The organism is Bacillus zhangzhouensis (assembly GCF_000715205.1).
Taxonomy (GTDB): domain Bacteria; phylum Bacillota; class Bacilli; order Bacillales; family Bacillaceae; genus Bacillus; species Bacillus zhangzhouensis.
In genome coordinates this window covers 19125-37230 of record NZ_JOTP01000005.1, presented here as the reverse complement: position 1 = coordinate 37230, position 18106 = coordinate 19125, and the positions used below count along the sequence as shown (strand labels likewise).

General features: G+C 41.9%; 18 protein-coding genes. 1 reads left to right on the top strand and 17 read right to left on the bottom strand.

Annotation, left to right across the window (positions count from 1 at the left end; translation table 11 throughout):
* From yqfD to rpsU, 7 genes are all read right to left on the bottom strand, one after another.
* On the bottom strand, positions 1–1191 hold the full coding sequence (yqfD, locus tag BA70_RS05955; protein ID WP_034319483.1) for a sporulation protein YqfD: 1191 nt from the start codon (positions 1189–1191) through the stop codon (positions 1–3).
* A gap of 18 nt (positions 1192–1209) precedes the next feature.
* Positions 1210–1491, bottom strand: coding sequence for a sporulation protein YqfC (gene yqfC, locus BA70_RS05950; RefSeq protein ID WP_012010618.1), 282 nt, complete (start codon positions 1489–1491; stop codon positions 1210–1212).
* Between the two features lie 205 nt (positions 1492–1696).
* A complete protein-coding gene (locus tag BA70_RS05945) occupies positions 1697–2197 on the bottom strand; it encodes a hypothetical protein (protein WP_034319482.1) in 501 nt (166 codons plus the stop codon).
* 31 nt (positions 2198–2228) lie between these two features.
* Complete coding sequence (floA, locus tag BA70_RS05940; protein ID WP_008356247.1) at positions 2229–3221, bottom strand: flotillin-like protein FloA; 993 nt, start codon at positions 3219–3221, stop codon at positions 2229–2231.
* Positions 3222–3248: 27 nt separating this feature from the next.
* Positions 3249–4562: an NfeD family protein gene (locus BA70_RS05935; protein WP_034319479.1), complete on the bottom strand. Its 1314-nt coding sequence runs from the start codon at positions 4560–4562 to the stop codon at positions 3249–3251.
* 141 nt (positions 4563–4703) lie between these two features.
* Positions 4704–5153, bottom strand: coding sequence for a GatB/YqeY domain-containing protein (locus BA70_RS05930; RefSeq protein WP_034319476.1), 450 nt, complete (start codon positions 5151–5153; stop codon positions 4704–4706).
* A gap of 14 nt (positions 5154–5167) precedes the next feature.
* Entirely contained in the window at positions 5168–5341 is a 174-nt protein-coding gene (gene rpsU / locus BA70_RS05925) for a 30S ribosomal protein S21 (RefSeq protein WP_003152957.1), read from the bottom strand.
* A gap of 183 nt (positions 5342–5524) precedes the next feature.
* Here rpsU and BA70_RS05920 point away from each other — a divergent pair, with 183 nt between their 5' ends.
* Entirely contained in the window at positions 5525–6454 is a 930-nt protein-coding gene (locus tag BA70_RS05920; protein WP_034319474.1) for a Na/Pi symporter, read from the top strand.
* Between the two features lie 41 nt (positions 6455–6495).
* Here the strand turns inward: BA70_RS05920 and mtaB are convergent, their stop codons facing one another.
* From mtaB to BA70_RS05870, 10 genes are all read right to left on the bottom strand, one after another.
* Positions 6496–7854 (bottom strand): tRNA (N(6)-L-threonylcarbamoyladenosine(37)-C(2))-methylthiotransferase MtaB, encoded by a 1359-nt coding sequence (gene mtaB, locus BA70_RS05915; RefSeq protein ID WP_034319471.1) that lies wholly within the window; start codon positions 7852–7854, stop codon positions 6496–6498.
* Entirely contained in the window at positions 7854–8624 is a 771-nt protein-coding gene (locus tag BA70_RS05910) for a 16S rRNA (uracil(1498)-N(3))-methyltransferase (RefSeq protein WP_034319468.1), read from the bottom strand. The genes mtaB and BA70_RS05910 overlap by 1 nt, the downstream gene beginning before the upstream one ends.
* 23 nt (positions 8625–8647) lie before the next feature.
* On the bottom strand, positions 8648–9583 hold the full coding sequence (prmA, locus tag BA70_RS05905) for a 50S ribosomal protein L11 methyltransferase (protein WP_034319465.1): 936 nt from the start codon (positions 9581–9583) through the stop codon (positions 8648–8650).
* A 22-nt stretch (positions 9584–9605) separates the two neighbouring features.
* The gene (gene dnaJ / locus BA70_RS05900) at positions 9606–10739 is read right to left on the bottom strand and encodes a molecular chaperone DnaJ (RefSeq protein ID WP_034319463.1); all 1134 of its coding nucleotides are present in this window, start codon (positions 10737–10739) and stop codon (positions 9606–9608) included.
* A gap of 165 nt (positions 10740–10904) precedes the next feature.
* On the bottom strand, positions 10905–12743 hold the full coding sequence (dnaK, locus tag BA70_RS05895) for a molecular chaperone DnaK (protein WP_034319460.1): 1839 nt from the start codon (positions 12741–12743) through the stop codon (positions 10905–10907).
* A gap of 29 nt (positions 12744–12772) precedes the next feature.
* Positions 12773–13330, bottom strand: a complete 558-nt coding sequence (grpE, locus tag BA70_RS05890; RefSeq protein ID WP_034319457.1) for a nucleotide exchange factor GrpE — start codon at positions 13328–13330, stop codon at positions 12773–12775.
* 64 nt (positions 13331–13394) lie between these two features.
* The gene (gene hrcA / locus BA70_RS05885) at positions 13395–14426 is read right to left on the bottom strand and encodes a heat-inducible transcriptional repressor HrcA (RefSeq protein WP_034319455.1); all 1032 of its coding nucleotides are present in this window, start codon (positions 14424–14426) and stop codon (positions 13395–13397) included.
* 81 nt (positions 14427–14507) lie between these two features.
* Positions 14508–15647, bottom strand: a complete 1140-nt coding sequence (hemW, locus tag BA70_RS05880) for a radical SAM family heme chaperone HemW (RefSeq protein WP_034319453.1) — start codon at positions 15645–15647, stop codon at positions 14508–14510.
* A gap of 114 nt (positions 15648–15761) precedes the next feature.
* Complete coding sequence (gene lepA / locus BA70_RS05875) at positions 15762–17600, bottom strand: translation elongation factor 4 (protein ID WP_034319452.1); 1839 nt, start codon at positions 17598–17600, stop codon at positions 15762–15764.
* Between the two features lie 168 nt (positions 17601–17768).
* Positions 17769–18101 (bottom strand): YqxA family protein, encoded by a 333-nt coding sequence (locus BA70_RS05870; protein WP_034319451.1) that lies wholly within the window; start codon positions 18099–18101, stop codon positions 17769–17771.
* Between the last annotated feature and the right edge of the window lie 5 nt (positions 18102–18106).

The following is an 18106-nucleotide window of genomic DNA, read 5'->3' as shown; positions in this document are numbered from 1 at the left end:
CTAGTCTCCCTGAACAATAGGTGTTGGTTGAACAATATCTTCTATTACTTGGTAAAGGATGATTAACTTAACTTTACCATTCCCTGTTGTCTCGTGCAAAACTTTTTCACTTTTCACCTCTCCTGTTTGACCTAGCTTCTCTTCTAATTCTTTTTTACCCATTTTAATCCCTGCTTGAACTGCTTCTTTATTTGTGTATTCTCGATTGATTTTTTCACTTTCGCGTGTGATTTCCTTTTCATAGGAGAATGGGAGCTGAAAGTTTAAGAACTGAAGTGGATGTACTTCTGTTTCTGTTTTTGGCTGCTCAAAATCATCTTCTTTAAAGGAAAATCCCCAAAATGGCAATGAACCTCCAAATGCGGAGAGCTTGTGCTTTGTCTTCATTTTACCCGTAAAGACGTCAAAAGATGTTCGAAGAGGGACAGAAACTTCAGAACGATACCATGTTTCACCATAGATTTTCGCTTTGGCTCCTACCGTTTTTTGTTGATCTTCGCTGCCAATTAGTCCAGAAACGAGCATCTGCCCTTTTTTCACATGTTCATCGACCGCGGCTAGCGGTTCCCCTTTTTCTACATACATCCTCGTGATGACGGCCTTTTTCTTAGCAACAATGTGCTGCGGACTTGTATATTTCTCTTTTTCAGGCTCATTTTTTTCAACGACTTTCATTTGAAATGTCGTACCGTTTAATTCAACGCCGACCCATGTAATGCTTTTAATATTGGTTGTCAGGGACTTTTGAATTTTTTCAGGTGTTCCCATTAGAAATTGAAACCGGCCTTTTTGTACACCAATGTCGTCTAAATGCTTTCTCATTTGATGCTCTGTCTCTGGATTCGCTCCTGTGATATCTATTTTCCACACCATATTTGAAAGGGCCAATATCGTCACCAGAAAGAAAACAATCCCAAGGGTGAACCCAATATTCCTCCTTGACCACATGAGAAGAAACGGAAGACCCTTCCTTTGATGAAATGAACATTTCACCTCATGATGTCTGCGCAATTTTCTAAAGGCATGTACATCTGATAAGCGAATAAATAAGCGCACGCTGTCTTGATGGCGGCTCACTTGAGAAATTGTGATCCCCTGTCTCGTGCACTCATTCATGAGCCGCTCAATCCCGTTTCCTTTGATCTCCACTTCCACTTTGCCAATAAAATAGGTGAACCATTTATTCTTCACGCTTCTCCCCTCCGTCAGTTAAGAATCAATATAACGGACCTCATCGATTTTCCCTTCTAATAAGATCTCTTCTGGCAAAATCGTTTTAATCACAAAATCTTTCCCTGAAATAATGCATTGTCCTTGTTTGAGCATAAGCCTTACCTCTTGATCACTGAAAAGTAAAAGTCCTTTATGGTTCTCTATGTAAATGTGGAGTCTGCCAACCATCGTAATACGGGGAAGATCCATCATCACGTCTGGAGGGATTTCAAGTGTTCTTGTCAGCCATGCTTTAAGTCGATTTTTTCTTTTTCCCATTCAATAAGAACCCCTTCCCACCTCATGTGTATGAGATCAAACTGAAAGATGGTGAGACTGATGAGAAAGCCTCTATATCATCCTATTCCTCAGCGGTTCATATCATGCTAATGAATCCCGTAAAACAGCCCGTTCATTATTTTGCTTATGAAAAATTGCCATCAGACCACAAAAAAGCCCCCTTAGTAAAGGGAGGCTTTCTTCGTTATCTTTTATACGGCCGTTTCATCGTTCGATGCGGCTTTTTAGCACGCGGCTCTCCAAATACTTCTCCAAGGATCATGCCTTGAACAACCGTATCTTGGTTGAGCTTCTCAATGATTTTTGGCTTCACTTCAGCAGATGCTGATTTTGGCCTTGTGAGCTGCCTTTCAAGCGATTGGAACTCTCTACTCAGCTCGCTTTTTCTTTCTTCCATTTCAGCAAGTGTATCCGTATAGCGATCTTGTAAGGACTGTGATGTTTTTTTCTTCATCCCGCCATGATCATGTACATCGCCAAAATCGTCTAGCTGGTCCGCCGCGACTGGGTCTGGACTTTTTTGTTTTGTTTGCTGCTTTTGAGGCATTGGCTTACGCTGAGGAGCCGGCTTGTTTTGCTGGTTCTTTTGTTCATTCTCCTCTTGTTTGCCGATTTTCCCAAAGATAGCAGAGATGATACCGATGATAATCGCAATTAGTAGCGGATTTTCAAATAGAATGTCCATTGGGCTCCCTCCTTAAAGCGTGAGAGGATGCTTATTTGTTTTCATTATCAGATGGACCTTTTGTCATTTTACCAAAAGAATCTCTCATATCCGTATCAGCATCGATATTTTTAATGTTCATGTAGTCCATGACTCCAATATTGCCTTCTCGTAGTGCTTCAGCCATTGCAAGTGGTACTTCAGCCTCTGCTTCTACTACTTTCGCGCGCATTTCTTCAACTCTCGCACGCATTTCTTGTTCTTGTGCAACAGCCATTGCGCGGCGTTCTTCCGCTTTAGCCTGTGCAATGTTTTTGTCTGCTTCTGCTTGGTCTGTTTGTAGAATAGCTCCAATGTTCTTACCGATATCAACATCTGCGATATCAATCGAGAGGATTTCAAACGCCGTACCTGAATCTAATCCTTTACCAAGAACCGTTTGAGAAATCATATCAGGATTTTCTAGAACCTTTTTATGATTATCTGATGAACCGATTGTAGAGACAATCCCTTCACCTACACGAGCAATGATTGTTTCTTCTCCTGCACCACCGACAAGTCGGTCGATGTTTGCACGAACTGTGATACGTGCTTTTGCTTTTACTTCAATCCCGTCCATCGCAACACCAGAGATAAATGGTGTTTCAATCACTTTAGGGTTAACACTCATTTGTACCGCTTCAAGTACATCACGGCCTGCTAGGTCGATCGCTGCACAGCGTGCAAAGTTCAATTCGATATTCGCACGTTGAGCCGCAATCAGTGCGTTTATCACGCGGTCAACGTTACCACCTGCAAGGTAGTGGCTTTCTAATTGGTTAATCGTCGCATCAAGACCTGCTTTATGCGCTTTGATAAGCGGGTTGACCACTCGGTTTGGAATCACTCGGCGAAGTCTCATTCCTACAAGTGTAAAAATGCTCACTCTTACGCCAGCCGCTAGGGCTGAAATCCACAGCATCACCGGTACAAAGGTGAAGAAGATCGATAGAACGATCAAACCTGCTGCGATAATCACAAATAATAGTAAAGTAGATGGATCCATTTTATTCCTCCTATAAATTCAGTATATCTATACTTTCCTCACGACAATGCGTGAGCCTTCCGCTTTGACAATTTTTACTTGTTCATCCTTGTCGATAAATGCACCTTCTGATACAACATCAATGCGCTCATCTCCGAGTACAATCGTACCGGATGGACGAAGTGCTGTTGCTGTTACTGCGATTTGTCCAACAAGATCCTCTCTTGTTTCATTTGAGACATAACCACTTTCTTTATTGGTTGAATCGGTTAAAATGAACTTTTTAAAAAATTTCATACGTTTCCCCAACACCTTTGTCAATAAAATAACTGCTATGATTGAAACAGCAGTGGCAATCAAGATGGAAATCGCCATTTCTGTAAAGCTTCCAGCTGCTAAAAATAAGCTGACAACGACACAGATTAATCCAATGACACCTACGATTCCCCCTGGCAAAAACAATTCCAGAATAATGAGTGCAATCCCTGCTAAAAACAGGAACAACGTCTCATATCCTGCAAAACCCGCCACGAGATGACCATAAAAGAATAGAAGAAGCGCTGTGACTCCCATGGTGCCTGGGACCCCAAAGCCGGGAGAATATAACTCAACAATTAACCCTAAGCTTGCGATGGATAAAAGGATTGGAATGACGATTGGATGCGTGAGAAAGCGCGCAACCTTTTCAGCAAAGCTCACTTCATCGTATTGAACAGAAGTGTCTGCTAAGTTCAGCTTCTGAAGCAAGTCATCCATATTTGTCGCTTCCCCTTCTGCATAACCGAATTGAAGCGCTCGGTCGGTGTTGAAGGTGAGCAATTCTCCTTTTGGTGCACCGGCTTCTTTTGCATCTATATCTACATCTGCCATCGCAAGAGCATACTTTGGATCACGCCCCTGCTTTTCGGCAGCATCACTCATTTCAGCAAGCCATAGAGATTCAGATTTTTGATCGGCAGCATTGCCTTCTCCATCAATGATCGCAGCAGCCCCCATCTTTCCGTTCGGGGTCATATAAATTTGATCGGCATTTAATGCAAGGAAGGCCCCGGCTGAAAGCGCTCTATGATTCACAAACGCTGTCACAGGGATATCAGACGCACGAATGGTATCTGCGATCTCAAGCGCCGCATCAACTGCACCACCTGGTGTATTAATATCGAGAATAATATGCTTCGCCCGTTCCGACTTTGCTTGCTCAAATGATCGTTCAACGAATTTAGAAAGTCCCTTTTCTACTGTATCTTCAATTGGGATGACATGAACTTTCTGATCTGCTGATTTCGCGGTCAATTGAACCCCTAATAACAAGCATATTATAAAACAACTGAAGAGAGCAATAGAAATTTTTATTTTTTTCATCTATTTGGTGATCCCTCCTCTCTTTCTTTTATTTTACCGTTCCTTTACATACGTTACAAATGTATCATAGGTTTCATTTTTATATGACAGATTTATGGTGGCATAAAAAAAGTACCCTTCTAACAATAGAAGGATACTTTTTTATTGAGACAGCTGCTCGCTGACAAGTCTGTTAATGACAGCTCCATCAGCTTTACCTTTTACTTTTGGCATAATAGCGCTCATCACTTTACCCATATCAGCCTTCGATGAAGCACCTGTTTCAGCAATCGTTTGTTGCACGACGCTTTTCAGTTCTTCTTCAGAAAGTTGCTCAGGTAAATAAACGTCTAAAATGTCAATCTCTTTTTGAACTTTATCTACTAAATCTAAGCGATTAGCTTTCGAAAATTCATGGAGGGAGTCTTTACGTTGCTTAATCTCACGAGAAAGAACGGTTAGTTCCTCATCGCCGGTCAAACTGTCTTTCTTAAGCTTAATTGCTTCATTTTGTAGTGAAGCCTTTACCATTCGAATGACAACAAGCTTGTCTTTCTCACGGTTTTTCATCATCAGCTTCATATCAGAATTTAATTGCTCAAGAAGACTCATAAATCCACCCTCTTTTAAAATTTACGTTTTCTAGCAGCTTCGGACTTTTTCTTGCGCTTTACGCTAGGCTTTTCATAAAATTCACGCTTTCTTGCTTCTTGCAATGTTCCAGTTTTGGATACACTGCGTTTAAAGCGACGAAGAGCATCTTCAAGCGATTCGTTTTTTCTAACGACCGTTTTTGACATTCTCTTTCCCTCCCTCCGAATACACCAATCGACTGCATTTAAAAAAAAGATATACATGCAAACATGTACCTAGACATTATAATATAAGCCTAGTGCGAGGTCAACTAAGTGATTTGGAAATATATTTTCGTCATGAGCAGGTAGACAAGTCCATATATTCATTGGTAAAAGGAGGACTTTTCTATGATGGCGATCATTTATTTTTGTGCACTTATTTTCATTTTTTTATGGTCCATGGGTTTGCTAAGAAAAGGATTAATGGCGCTGACGTCATCTCGTATTGAGAAATCGCTTCTTCTCTTTACAGATCACCCGATGAAAGCATTCTTGGTCAGTATTGTGTTTACAGGCGTGCTTCAAAGCAGTTCGGCGTTTATGGTCATTGTCATCGGCTTTGTGAGTACAGGCATCCTGACTTTCAAAAAATCAATTCCAATGATCCTTGGGACCAATATCGGGTCCACGTTCACGACAGAATTTATTGCGATTAAAATGGACGTGTTCATGTGGGTTTTAATTGCTACTGGTCTTGTATGTATCATTTTTGGTCAAAGGTCCTTCAAACATGCAGGAAAGAGTCTATTTGGGCTTGGGATGATCTTTTTTTGCATTCAAGGCTTTTCAAAAATTGCGGGGATGATGACAAGCCAGCCAGAGACATTGCGTTTTCTTGAAATGATGCAGCACTCTGATTGGACAGCTCTTCTCTCTGGTACGGTTTTTACGGCTATTGTTCATTCGAGCTCTGTATGTATCGGCATTTTGATGGGGTTTATGAATGAAGGAAGTGTGGCACTGCAAGAAGGCATCAGCTTTGTTTTAGGGTCCAATATCGGGACATGTATTACCGCTGTGATGGCTGCAATATCTGGCGGTTATGCAGCACGTCAAACTGCTTACGCACACGTCGTGTTTAATGTTCTCGGGGTTCTTTTATGCCTCCCTTTTCTCGCCCTGATCACAGAGTTCGTCGCACTTCTGGCGAGCTCTCCTGCCCAGCAGATTGCGCATTTCAGTCTGCTGTTTAATGTCGCAAGCTCTCTACTCTTCTTCCCTTTCATTCGTCCTTTTCACGCCTTGATCTTATTTCTTTTACCGAATCAGTCGAAATAAAAGAAACCGGCTTGCTCTATGGCAACCGGTTTTTTTATCTCTTATGAGGTCATTCTCACTTTGTCTGTTTGCACGTCATCGCTGATACGGACGAATTGTCCTTCGTTATAAGGATAGCCCGCTTTTGTTATTTTCACTTTCACCAAACGACCGATCATGTCCTCTGTACCTTCAAATACAACCTTCATATAGTTATCGGTATAACCTACATAGAGATTGTGCTGTCCGTCTTGTTCTTTGAAGGATTCTTCTGGAATAATCTCTAGCACTTCCCCTTCATATGCTGATGCATATTCTTTTGCAAGCTGGTCAGAAAGAGCGATCAAGCGGTGAACGCGTTCGTTTTTCACATGTTCGTCCACTTGATCTTCCATTCTTGCAGCCGGAGTACCTGTACGTTTGCTGTAAGGGAATACGTGGAGCTCAGAGAATTGATGGTCTTTGACAAAATTGTACGTTTCCATAAATTCTTCTTCTGTTTCCCCAGGGAATCCAACAATCACATCAGAGGTCACAGCCAAGCCTGGCAATGCTTTTTTCAGCTTTGTTAAACGCTCTGCAAAGAATTCCATCGTATATTTACGGCGCATTCTTTTCAGCACAGTGTTAGAGCCAGATTGAAGCGGAATGTGCAGGTGTCTGACAATTTTATCTGACTGATCCAGCACTTCAATCACTTCGTCTGTAATTTGACTTGCCTCAATTGATGAAATGCGGATTCGTTTTAAGCCTTTGACACGTTCATCTAATTCTTTCAAAAGCTTAGCAAAGTTATAATCCTTTAGGTCTTCTCCGTATCCGCCTGTGTGAATACCTGTTAACACAATTTCTTTATAGCCGGCATCAACAAGCTGCTGCGCTTGATTGATAACCTCTTCAGGATCACGAGAACGAAGAAGTCCGCGAGCCCACGGAATGATGCAGAATGTACAGAAATTGTTACAGCCTTCTTGGATTTTTAATGAAGCACGCGTTCTGTCTGTAAAGGCTGGAACATCAAGCTCTTCGAACACCCGCGCTTTCATGATATTGCCAACCCCGTTAATCGGCTGTCTTTCTCTGCGGTATTCTTCAATATAACCAAGTAATTTATGTCTGTCTTGTGTTCCAACTACAATATCAACGCCAGGAATCGCCATGATTTCTGCAGGAGATGTTTGCGCATAACAGCCTGTTACACAAATGACACCATCTGGATTATGACGAATGGCTCTTCTAATGACTTGACGGCTTTTCTTATCGCCTGTATTCGTGACCGTACATGTATTAATCACATATACGTCTGCTTTTGATTCATAATCTTTTCTTTCATAGCCAGCTTCTTTAAACAGCTGCCAGATGGCTTCTGTTTCATAGTGATTGACCTTACAGCCAAGTGTATGGAACGCTACTGTTCCCATCATGATTCACCTCTTAATAACTCTGTTTGATAAGATATAGCAGAAAGCGCGTATAGAGGAGCTGTTTCTGTTCTTAAAATGCGTGGTCCGAGCCCACAAATGACTGCACCAAGCTTTTCAAGTTCTTCAATCTCCTTTTCTGCCAAACCGCCTTCAGGACCAAAAACCACTAATAAGGTTTGTCCGCCTTTCATCTGTTGAAGCACAGTTTGAAATCGGCTTTGCTCTCCTTCTTTCGATGATTCTTCGTATGCAACGACACATTTATCGAATTCACCAGCCAGTTGAGTCAGCTCTTTAAACGTTGATACTTTATGAACACGGGGAATGATATTCCGATAGGACTGCTCGGCTGCTTCTTTCGCAATTTTCTCCCAGCGCTCACGTTTTTTATGTGACTTTTTTTGGTCAAGTTTTGTAATAGAACGAGCCGCTTGAAACGGGACAAAAGCACTTGCGCCAAGCTCGGTGCCTTTTTGGATAATCAGCTCAAGCTTATCTCCTTTTGGCAGACCACTCGCTATCGTCACCATGATCGGAAGTTCTCTGTTCTGATTCGTCCAGCCTTCAAGGTGGCAAATGACTTCTTCCTTTGTTATTGTATCAATTTTACTGAGCGCTTCAAAGCCGTCTGTCGTTAAGCAAAGGATTTCCTGCCCTGCTTTCATTCGCATGACATTTGAAAGGTGATGTACATCTTCACCTTTTATGACGATGGCTCCCTTTGCCATCACTTCTTCTTTCGTGAGGTCGATAAAATATCGTTGCATACGTGTCCTGACACCTACTCGCTTTATTTTTTCGCTATAATGCTGACCCAATCTTCCATTGACAGCACTTCAACAATGTCAAATCCCGCTTCTTCTAAAGCCGTTTTGACTTGTAATTTCTTTTGTCCGATGATACCTGATGTAATGAAATAGCCATCTTTCTTCAATAAATCATAGGCTTGATCTGTAAAGCGTAAGATGACCTCTGCAAGAATGTTGGCAACGATCACATCATGTTCACCTGAAATACCATCAAGTAGATTGTTTTGTTTCACAGTCACTTGTTCACTAACACCATTTAATTCGATGTTTTGCTTCGCACTTTCAACCGCAACGCTGTCGAGATCAAAGGCCTGAATATCCTTTGCACCAAGCATCGCTGCTGCAACACTTAAAATCCCAGATCCTGTTCCAACATCAATCACCGTATCGCTTTCCTTCACATAGCGCTCAAGCGCCTGAATGCAAAGGACTGTTGTTGGATGCGTACCTGTTCCAAATGCCATTCCAGGGTCCATTTCAATGATCAGTTCATCAGAATGAACAGGTGTATATTCTTCCCACGTTGGAACGATGGTGAATTTTTCAGAGATTTTCACAGGATGATAGTATTTCTTCCATGCGGTTGCCCATTCTTCTTCATTCACTTCACAAATAGACAGCGTATTTCGTCCAAGGTCAATATCGTAAAGAAGAAGATTGTTGATGGCTTCTTTGATCTCATCTACCGTTTCCATCAAAAAGCTATTCATCGGAAGATAGGCTTTCACAATAACCCCTTCATCCGGATAATCATTCGGATCGAGCTGGTAGATCTCACCGTATACATTTTCACGTTCCTTGATTAAATCAAGCGGGTCCTCTATCACGACACCACTTGCTCCTGCTTCATGCAAAATATTGGTGACCGGTTCCACCGCTTCATTTGTTGTATGGACGCTAATCTCTGACCACTTCAATACTACCAACTCCTTATCCGTCTTACTCGCCTTTAAATGCGCGTTTTACCTTATCGAAGAAACTCATTTCTTGTTCGTCCGGTTTATTTCCGCTCACTTCAGCAAATTTTCTAATGATATCTTTTTGATTGTCAGTTAAATTCGTTGGTGTGACGACACGTACAACGATGTGCTGATCGCCTTGACCATAGCCGCGTACATTTTTCACACCTTTTCCTTTCAGTCTAAACTTCGTACCAGTTTGAGTGCCTGCAGGAACTTTTAATTTTACTTTTCCATGTAATGTCGGTACTTCAATTTCGTCACCTAATGCAGCTTGCGCGAAGGTAAGCGGCATTTCGCAGTAAATGTCATCTCCGTCACGTTCGAAGAATTCATGCGCACGCACATGGAACACAACGAATAGATCGCCTGGAGGTCCTCCATTTACACCTGGTTCACCTTGACCAGATACTCTGAGCTGCTGACCATCATCAACACCTGCCGGTATCGTTACATTGATTTTCTTACGCTTACGCACTTTACCAGATCCACCGCATGTTGAGCATTTGTGGTCAATTTGTTTTCCAGTTCCGCTACAGTAGTTACATACTCTGCGGTTAACAACTTTACCAAATGGGGTTGATTGCTCGACATTTAATTGGCCAGATCCACCGCAATGTGAACATGTCTTTGCTTGCGTTCCAGGCTTTGCCCCTGATCCATGACATGTTTCACATGATTCCTCGCGAGGGATTTCAATGGTTGCTTCTTTCCCAAATGCCGCTTCTTCAAACGAAAGCGTCATTGTATATTGAAGGTCCGCTCCTTGACGCGGTGCATTTGGATCTCTTCTTCTGGCTCCGCCGCCAAAAATACTAGAGAAGATGTCATCAAAGCCGCCGAAGCCGCCAAAGTCTCCCCCGCCACCAAAACCGCCTCCGCCAAAGCCTTGGTTTGGATCGGTATGACCGAATTGATCATAATGCGAACGTTTTTGATCATCAGAAAGGGTTTCATAGGCTTCTTTTACTTCTTTGAATTTCTCATCTGAGCCAGCTTCTTTATTAATATCAGGGTGATACTTTTTTGAAAGCTTGCGGTATGCCTTTTTGATTTCGTCCTTTGAGGCGCTCTTACCCACGCCAAGCACTTCATAGTAATCACGCTTACTCATCTCTTCACACTCCCGATTTTCTCACATAAATACGATTGTATCATTTTGATTTAACCTTTTTCAATTCCTTTTCATTGTTGAAAAGAAAAAAGTCAAAGCCAAGAGATCCTGACTTTGACTTTCTGACGAGTACGTTTCAGCAGTCTTTTTCAAAAGTAAAGGTGATTATTTTTTCTCTTGATCGTCGTTTACTTCTTCGTATTCTGCATCCACTACATTGTCATCTGCTTTTTGAGCACCTTCAGCGCCTTCTTGCTGAGCCTGTGCTTGTTTAGCAGCTTCTTCATAGAGCTTTGTCGTTAATTCTTGAACGATTGTTTGCAGCTCATCTTTTTTCGCTTTGATGTCTTCAAGCTCGCCTTTTTCAATCGCAGCTTTTAAAGCATCTTTTGCATCATTTGCTTTTTTCACTTGCTCTTCATCGATTTTGCCTTCTAGATCTTTTAGTGTTTTTTCAGTTGTAAACACTAATTGATCTGCTTCATTGCGCACTTCGATTTCTTCTTTTTTCTTTGCATCTGCTTCAGCATTTTCTTCTGCTTCTTTGACCATTTTTTCGATCTCATCATCAGAAAGACCTGAAGAAGATTTGATTGTAATATTTTGTTCTTTTCCAGTACCCATATCTTTCGCACGTACGTTCACAATACCGTTTTTATCGATATCAAAAGATACTTCGATTTGCGGTACGCCGCGTGGTGCTGGCGGGATATCCGTCAATTGGAAACGACCTAATGTTTTGTTGTCTGCTGCCATTGGACGCTCACCTTGCAACACGTGGATGTCTACAGCCGTTTGGTTGTCAGCAGCCGTTGAGAACACTTGAGATTTACTTGTTGGAATTGTAGTATTACGTTCAATCAGCTTCGTGAATACGCCGCCCATTGTTTCAATTCCTAAAGAAAGTGGTGTCACGTCAAGAAGAACAACGTCTTTCACATCTCCTGTGATCACTCCACCTTGAATTGCAGCACCAAGTGCAACAACTTCATCAGGGTTTACGCCTTTATGAGGCTCTTTTCCTGTTTCTTTTTTGATCGCTTCTTGCACTGCAGGAATACGGGTTGATCCACCAACAAGGATGACTTTATCAATCTCGCTAGCAGATAAACCAGCATCTTTAAGTGATTGACGTACAGGTGTCATTGTACGCTCGACAAGCTCAGAAGAAAGTTCTTCGAATTTAGCACGAGTTAACGTTAACTCAAGGTGAAGAGGTCCTGCTTCTCCAGCTGTGATAAATGGCAGTGAAATTTGTGTAGATGATACACCTGAAAGATCTTTTTTCGCTTTTTCAGCAGCATCTTTTAAACGCTGAAGCGCCATTTTATCTTTAGAAAGATCAATGCCATTTTCTTTTTTGAATTCAGCCACTAGGTGATCAATGATGACTTGGTCAAAATCATCTCCACCTAGACGGTTGTCCCCAGCAGTTGAGCGTACTTCAAAGACGCCGTCTCCCAGTTCAAGAACTGACACGTCAAATGTACCGCCGCCAAGGTCGTATACAAGGATCGTTTGATCTTCATCTGTTTTATCTAAACCATACGCAAGTGCAGCTGCTGTTGGTTCGTTGATGATACGTTCTACTTCAAGACCAGCAATTTTACCAGCATCTTTTGTTGCTTGGCGTTCTGCATCGTTGAAGTAAGCAGGAACTGTGATCACAGCTTTTGTTACTTCTTCGCCAAGATAGCTTTCAGCGTAAGATTTAAGGTGTTGAAGAATGATTGCAGAGATTTCCTGTGGTGTATAGTTCTTGCCTTCAACTTCTACTTTATAATCTGTACCCATATGTCTTTTGACAGACATGATTGTGTTCGGGTTTGTAATTGATTGACGTTTTGCTACTTCACCTACTTGGCGCTCTCCGTTTTTAAAAGCGACAACAGATGGTGTTGTACGTGCTCCTTCAGCGTTTGCAATGACTTTTGGCTCGCCGCCTTCAAGTACTGCAACACATGAGTTTGTTGTTCCTAAGTCAATCCCAATGATTTTACTCATATTCGATGACCTCCCATTATGTTATGTAGTTATTGATTTACTTTTACCATTGATGGACGAATGACTCGGTCTTTGAGTTTATAGCCCTTTTGCAATTCTTCTACAACGATATTTGAATCGAAGTTTTCATCTTCAACTTGCATGACAGCTTGATGAAGGTTTGGATCGAACTCTTTGCCGACAGCTTCAATTGGTTCAACGCCTTCATTTTTCAACGCTTCTACCAGCTGGCGGTAAACCATTTGCATACCTTCTAACAAACTTTTCGTTTGCTCATTGTCTGGATCAATTCCAAGCGCTCTTTCAAAGTTGTCAAGAGCCGGGAGAAGATCGCTGACAACATGTTGAGAACGATATTTTTGCACGGTCTCCACTTCAGTTCGAGCACGGCGTTTATAGTTTTCAAAATCTGCTTGAACACGCAGAATTTTGTTTTCTTTTTCATCTAGAAGTTGTTGCAATTCATCGATTTTCTCTTGGAAGGCAGATTGTTCATCATGCTTTGCTTCCTCAGTATCTGCTTGAACTGCTTCTTCTTGTGCTTCAACCTCTGCTTCTTGCTCAGGTGTCTGTTTTTCTTCTGACATTGTGTTCACCTCCCTCAAAAGATTCAAGAATACGAAGGGGCTGTGCCCCCCGCTTTTCATCACCCTACTCATCATACAAATTGGAAAGTGCGTTTGACAAGTCTTTTGATACATGATGCAAGAGACTGACGACCCGGCCGTAATCCATGCGGGTTGGACCGATGACAGCAATGGAGCCGAGAGATTTTTGATCAATCGAATAGGTCGCTGTGATTAAGCTGCAATTCTCCATTGCTTCCAAATTGTTTTCTGAGCCAATTTTAATGGTGATTCCTTGCTGATTTGGATGAAACAGCTGCATGACATCATTCTTTTGCTCAATGAGCATCATCAGTGAACGAATGCGGTCAATGTCATGAAACTCCGGCTGATTCAACATATTAATCTTCCCGCCAAAGAAAAGTTTTGATTCGTTTTGTGTCGATGTAAATGTGTTGCCTAGCGCATCTAAAATATGATCATAATCTTTTAAATGCATGCGAAGCAGCATGACAACTTCTTTGTACATCCTGTCCTTCAGCTGATCCATCGGGACTCCTGCTAGGCGGCTGTTTAAAATATTCATCAGCTTCTCAATATCGGAGACATCGAGATGCTCAGAGAAGGTAATGGTTTTGTTTTCAACATGGCCGCTGTCTGTAATCATGATCGCCACTGCTTTGTTTGGCTGAACAGGGACAAGCTGAATTTGCTTTAATCGATTTTCACTTAGCTTTGGACCCAGCACAATCGATGTATAGTTTGTGAGATCTGATAAAATTTCCGCCGATTTTTGAACTGTTTTTTCCAGCTCAAAAATTTTCTCCTGAAAAGCTGACTGGATGAACACAAGCTCTTTAGATGACAGTTTTCGCGGAGAGAGCAAATGATCTACATAATAACGATATCCTTTTTCGGAAGGAATTCTTCCTGATGAAGAATGGGTCTTTTCAATAAAACCAAGTTCCTCCAAATCAGCCATTTCGTTTCTAATCGTCGCAGAGCTGAATGTGATGTCTTCTTTTTTAGAAAGAGTCCTTGATCCAACTGGCTGCGCCGAACGAATAAAGTCATTAATGATGACTTGCAGAATCAAAAGCTGACGATTTGTTAACATCATCATCACCCCTGTTAGCACTCTCTTTCAACGAGTGCTAATTGTATAAACAAAATTACCAAACTCAAATTAAAATGTCAATTATAACTCACCGAGAAATGCTTGAAATACTTCATTTCCTAATAATTTTCCTTTTCTTGTTAAACGAATCCCGATGTCATCTTGTACAATGAGACCTTTTTCTTCTAATTCTTCAAGAACAGTGGAAAAGAGCGTCTCTGGCGTTGCTCCATATTTCGCTTGGAAATGGGCGCTTTTAACACCTTCGATTTTCCGGAGACCTAAAAACATTTCTTCTTCGATCTGTTCTTCTTTTGTCACCTGATGCGTTTCCTTATACGGGAACCCTGTTTGTTCAATCAGCTCCAAATAATGTTTCACTGGACCGGCGTTCACATTTCGGATGCCGTCTACATAGCCGTGCGCCCCTGCACCAAAACCGAAGTAATCTTCATTGCTCCAATATGTGAGGTTATGCTGACTTTCAAAGCCTGGTTTGGCGTAATTGCTAATTTCATATTGCTTTAATCCGTGGCGCTCCATTTCATCCATGACAAGCTCATACATTTCAGCCTCACGCTCTTGCGGCGGCAAATGCAGCTTCCCTTTTTGCATTAAGTTGTAAAAAACCGTTTTCGGTTCCACAATGAGTGAATAGACAGAATAATGCTCTGCACCTAATGAAAAAGCCGTCTCAAGTGAATTCATGACATGGTGCTTTTCTTGATGAGGCAAACCAAACATAAGGTCGAGACTAATATTGTCAAACCCAACAGCTCTTGCTCGTTCGAAAGACGTTAGGACATCTTTTCGTTGATGAACTCGTCCGATTTTTTTGAGCAAATCGTCTTCAAAGGTTTGAACGCCAAAGCTCAGCCGATTCACGCCTGCTGATTTCAGGACATGCAGCTTCTCGAGCGATAGTTCGTCTGGGTTCGCTTCAACTGCAAATTCAATCAGATTTTTTGTCGGCTTTAATACGCGGTGAATACTGTCCATGAGCTGATCTAGCTGGCTGACTGTCAATGATGTCGGGGTTCCTCCGCCAATAAAGATCGTCTTTAGTTCTTGCTCGCCTTTTTGCTCGATCGTGTGCTGCATCTCTTTTTCAAGAGCGACTAAGTATTCATCTACTGGCTGCGTTTTAATGAAAAATTTATTGAAATCACAATAGTGACAAATGTGCTCACAAAACGGAATGTGAATGTATGCTGCTTTCATTTGATGACACCTTCTTTACAGGTAAAGAGCCGCAGTTTATCGCTGCGGCAACTTTGTTTGTTTTCGACTATAAACGTCAAGGCATACATTGTAAAGCAGGTTGCCTTGAGGATATTATTTTTTCGGTGTGCTGTCGTCCATTTTCAGCACAGCCATAAATGCTTCTTGTGGGACTTCAACAGAGCCCACTTGCTTCATGCGCTTTTTCCCTTCTTTTTGCTTCTCAAGAAGCTTTCTTTTCCGGGAAATATCTCCACCATAACACTTAGCAAGTACGTTTTTACGCATCGCTTTAATGGTAGAACGCGCAACGATTTTTTGACCGATTGCCGCCTGAACTGGTACTTCAAAGTGCTGGCGTGGAATGAGTTCTTTCAGCTTTTCTACAATGAGCTTTCCTCGTTCATATGCATAATCGCGGTGAACAATGAAGGAAAGGGCATCGATCTTTTCACCATTTAGCATGATATCCATTTTAACTAGAGTGGATGGACGATAGCCAATCAGCTCGTAATCAAAGGACGCATACCCTTTTGTATTGGACTTTAGCTGGTCAAAGAATTCGTATACGATCTCTGCCAAAGGAATTTCGTAAACAATGCTGACGCGGTTTGCATCAAGATATTGCATATCAATGAAATTACCGCGCTTTCCTTGGCAAAGCTCCATAACAGAACCTACATAATCATTCGGCACCATCATTGTTGCTTTCACGTATGGTTCTTCAATGCGCTCGATCTTTTGCGGATCAGGCAGATTGGATGGGTTATCTACAATGAGTTTTTCTCCGTCTGTCATATACACATCGTAAATAACACTTGGCGCTGTTGTAATGAGGTCAATTTTAAATTCACGTTCAATCCGTTCTTGGATGATTTCCATATGAAGCATTCCAAGAAAGCCACAGCGGAAACCGAAGCCAAGTGCTTGGGATGTCTCTGCCTCATATTGAAGTGAAGAATCATTTAATTCAAGCTTTTCTAACGCTTCACGTAAGTCGTTATATTTTGCTGTATCAATTGGATAAAGTCCGCAGTACACCATTGGGTTCAGCTTTCTGTATCCTGGCAGTGCTTCTTTCGCAGGGTTCGCCGCACTTGTGATCGTATCCCCTACACGTGTATCACCAACATTTTTAATCGCAGCTGTTAAGTAGCCAACATCTCCAACGGTGAGTTCGTCTGTTGGCATTGCTTTCGGTGTGAAAACGCCGACTTCAAGTACTTCAAATTCTTTGCCTGTCGCCATCATTTTGATCTTCTGACCTGGCTTTACTGTTCCTTCAACAATCCGTATGTACGCAATAACGCCTCGATACGCATCATAAAGGGAATCAAAAATAAGGGCTTGAAGAGGTGCTTCTGGATCTCCAGCTGGAGCAGGCACTTTTTCTACGATTTGTTCTAAAATATCCTCGATCCCAATGCCCGCCTTAGCAGAGGTCAGAACAGCTTCAGATGCATCCAACCCGATGACATCTTCAATTTCTCCTCTTACACGCTCAGGTTCTGCACTCGGCAGATCAATTTTATTGATAATCGGTAGAATCTCTAAGTTGTTATCAAGAGCTAAATAAACGTTCGCAAGTGTCTGGGCTTCAATTCCTTGTGCTGCATCAACAACCAGAATCGCACCTTCACAGGCAGCTAGGCTTCGGGATACCTCATAGGTGAAGTCGACATGCCCTGGTGTATCAATCAGGTGCATAATATATTCTTCTCCATCCTTCGCCTTATATTTCAGCTGGACAGAGTTTAATTTAATCGTAATGCCGCGTTCACGCTCTAAGTCCATGGAATCAAGTAATTGTTCTTTCATTTCTCGTTGAGTAATCGCCGCTGTTTTTTCTAAAATTCGGTCCGCCAATGTGGATTTCCCATGGTCAATATGGGCGATAATGGAGAAATTTCGAATTCTTGATTGCCGTTCTAATCGTTTTTCTTTATCTGTCACAATCTATCACTCCTACTATAAAACGCGGGTTGCGCTAGGTTAGATTATATCAATAGGGCTGTAAAGATTCAATCGAAATCAAGAAAAGCCGCTCATCGGTGTAAGCGGCTTTTCTCAAAAGGGTGATATCTCATGAAATGAAATCCATGGTGGTGCTAAATTGAATGGTTATTGACCATTCACCCAGTCATAAAGAGAACGGGCTGCGTGTGTCATGCCATCAGATAGGGCTTTTCCGGCCTTGGAGAAGGCATTAAAGCTCTCTATTTCTTCAAGCTGCTTCTGTTTTTCAGCTAAATCCTTTTCTGTGACAGCCGTTCCTAAGATAGAAGCTTCCCTTTCTTGATCATCGTTCATTTGAATAGAGAAAGCCCCTTTTAATTGCGGATCATGGTAGCCCTTCATTTGCAGCATACCATTATTGGCTTGCTGCATTCCTAAGAAGACACCAAACAGTAAAACCAATCCTAAAATAATGGTTTTTCCAATAAATGAGCCCATGCCCG

What these genes read in the sequence shown, in the direction of transcription:
- yqfC (WP_012010618.1), bottom strand. Translation starts at nt 1,491, where the DNA reads ATGGGAAAAAGAAAAAATCGACTTAAAGCATGGCTGACAAGAACACTT.
- BA70_RS05945 (WP_034319482.1), bottom strand. Translation starts at nt 2,197, where the DNA reads ATGGACATTCTATTTGAAAATCCGCTACTAATTGCGATTATCATCGGT.
- floA (WP_008356247.1), bottom strand. Translation starts at nt 3,221, where the DNA reads ATGGATCCATCTACTTTACTATTATTTGTGATTATCGCAGCAGGTTTG.
- BA70_RS05935 (WP_034319479.1), bottom strand. Translation starts at nt 4,562, where the DNA reads ATGAAAAAAATAAAAATTTCTATTGCTCTCTTCAGTTGTTTTATAATA.
- BA70_RS05930 (WP_034319476.1), bottom strand. Translation starts at nt 5,153, where the DNA reads ATGAGTCTTCTTGAGCAATTAAATTCTGATATGAAGCTGATGATGAAA.
- rpsU (WP_003152957.1), bottom strand. Translation starts at nt 5,341, where the DNA reads ATGTCAAAAACGGTCGTTAGAAAAAACGAATCGCTTGAAGATGCTCTT.
- BA70_RS05920 (WP_034319474.1), top strand. Translation starts at nt 5,525, where the DNA reads ATGATGGCGATCATTTATTTTTGTGCACTTATTTTCATTTTTTTATGG.
- mtaB (WP_034319471.1), bottom strand. Translation starts at nt 7,854, where the DNA reads ATGGGAACAGTAGCGTTCCATACACTTGGCTGTAAGGTCAATCACTAT.
- BA70_RS05910 (WP_034319468.1), bottom strand. Translation starts at nt 8,624, where the DNA reads ATGCAACGATATTTTATCGACCTCACGAAAGAAGAAGTGATGGCAAAG.
- dnaJ (WP_034319463.1), bottom strand. Translation starts at nt 10,739, where the DNA reads ATGAGTAAGCGTGATTACTATGAAGTGCTTGGCGTGGGTAAGAGCGCC.
- dnaK (WP_034319460.1), bottom strand. Translation starts at nt 12,743, where the DNA reads ATGAGTAAAATCATTGGGATTGACTTAGGAACAACAAACTCATGTGTT.
- grpE (WP_034319457.1), bottom strand. Translation starts at nt 13,330, where the DNA reads ATGTCAGAAGAAAAACAGACACCTGAGCAAGAAGCAGAGGTTGAAGCA.
- hrcA (WP_034319455.1), bottom strand. Translation starts at nt 14,426, where the DNA reads ATGTTAACAAATCGTCAGCTTTTGATTCTGCAAGTCATCATTAATGAC.
- hemW (WP_034319453.1), bottom strand. Translation starts at nt 15,647, where the DNA reads ATGAAAGCAGCATACATTCACATTCCGTTTTGTGAGCACATTTGTCAC.
- BA70_RS05870 (WP_034319451.1), bottom strand. Translation starts at nt 18,101, where the DNA reads ATGGGCTCATTTATTGGAAAAACCATTATTTTAGGATTGGTTTTACTG.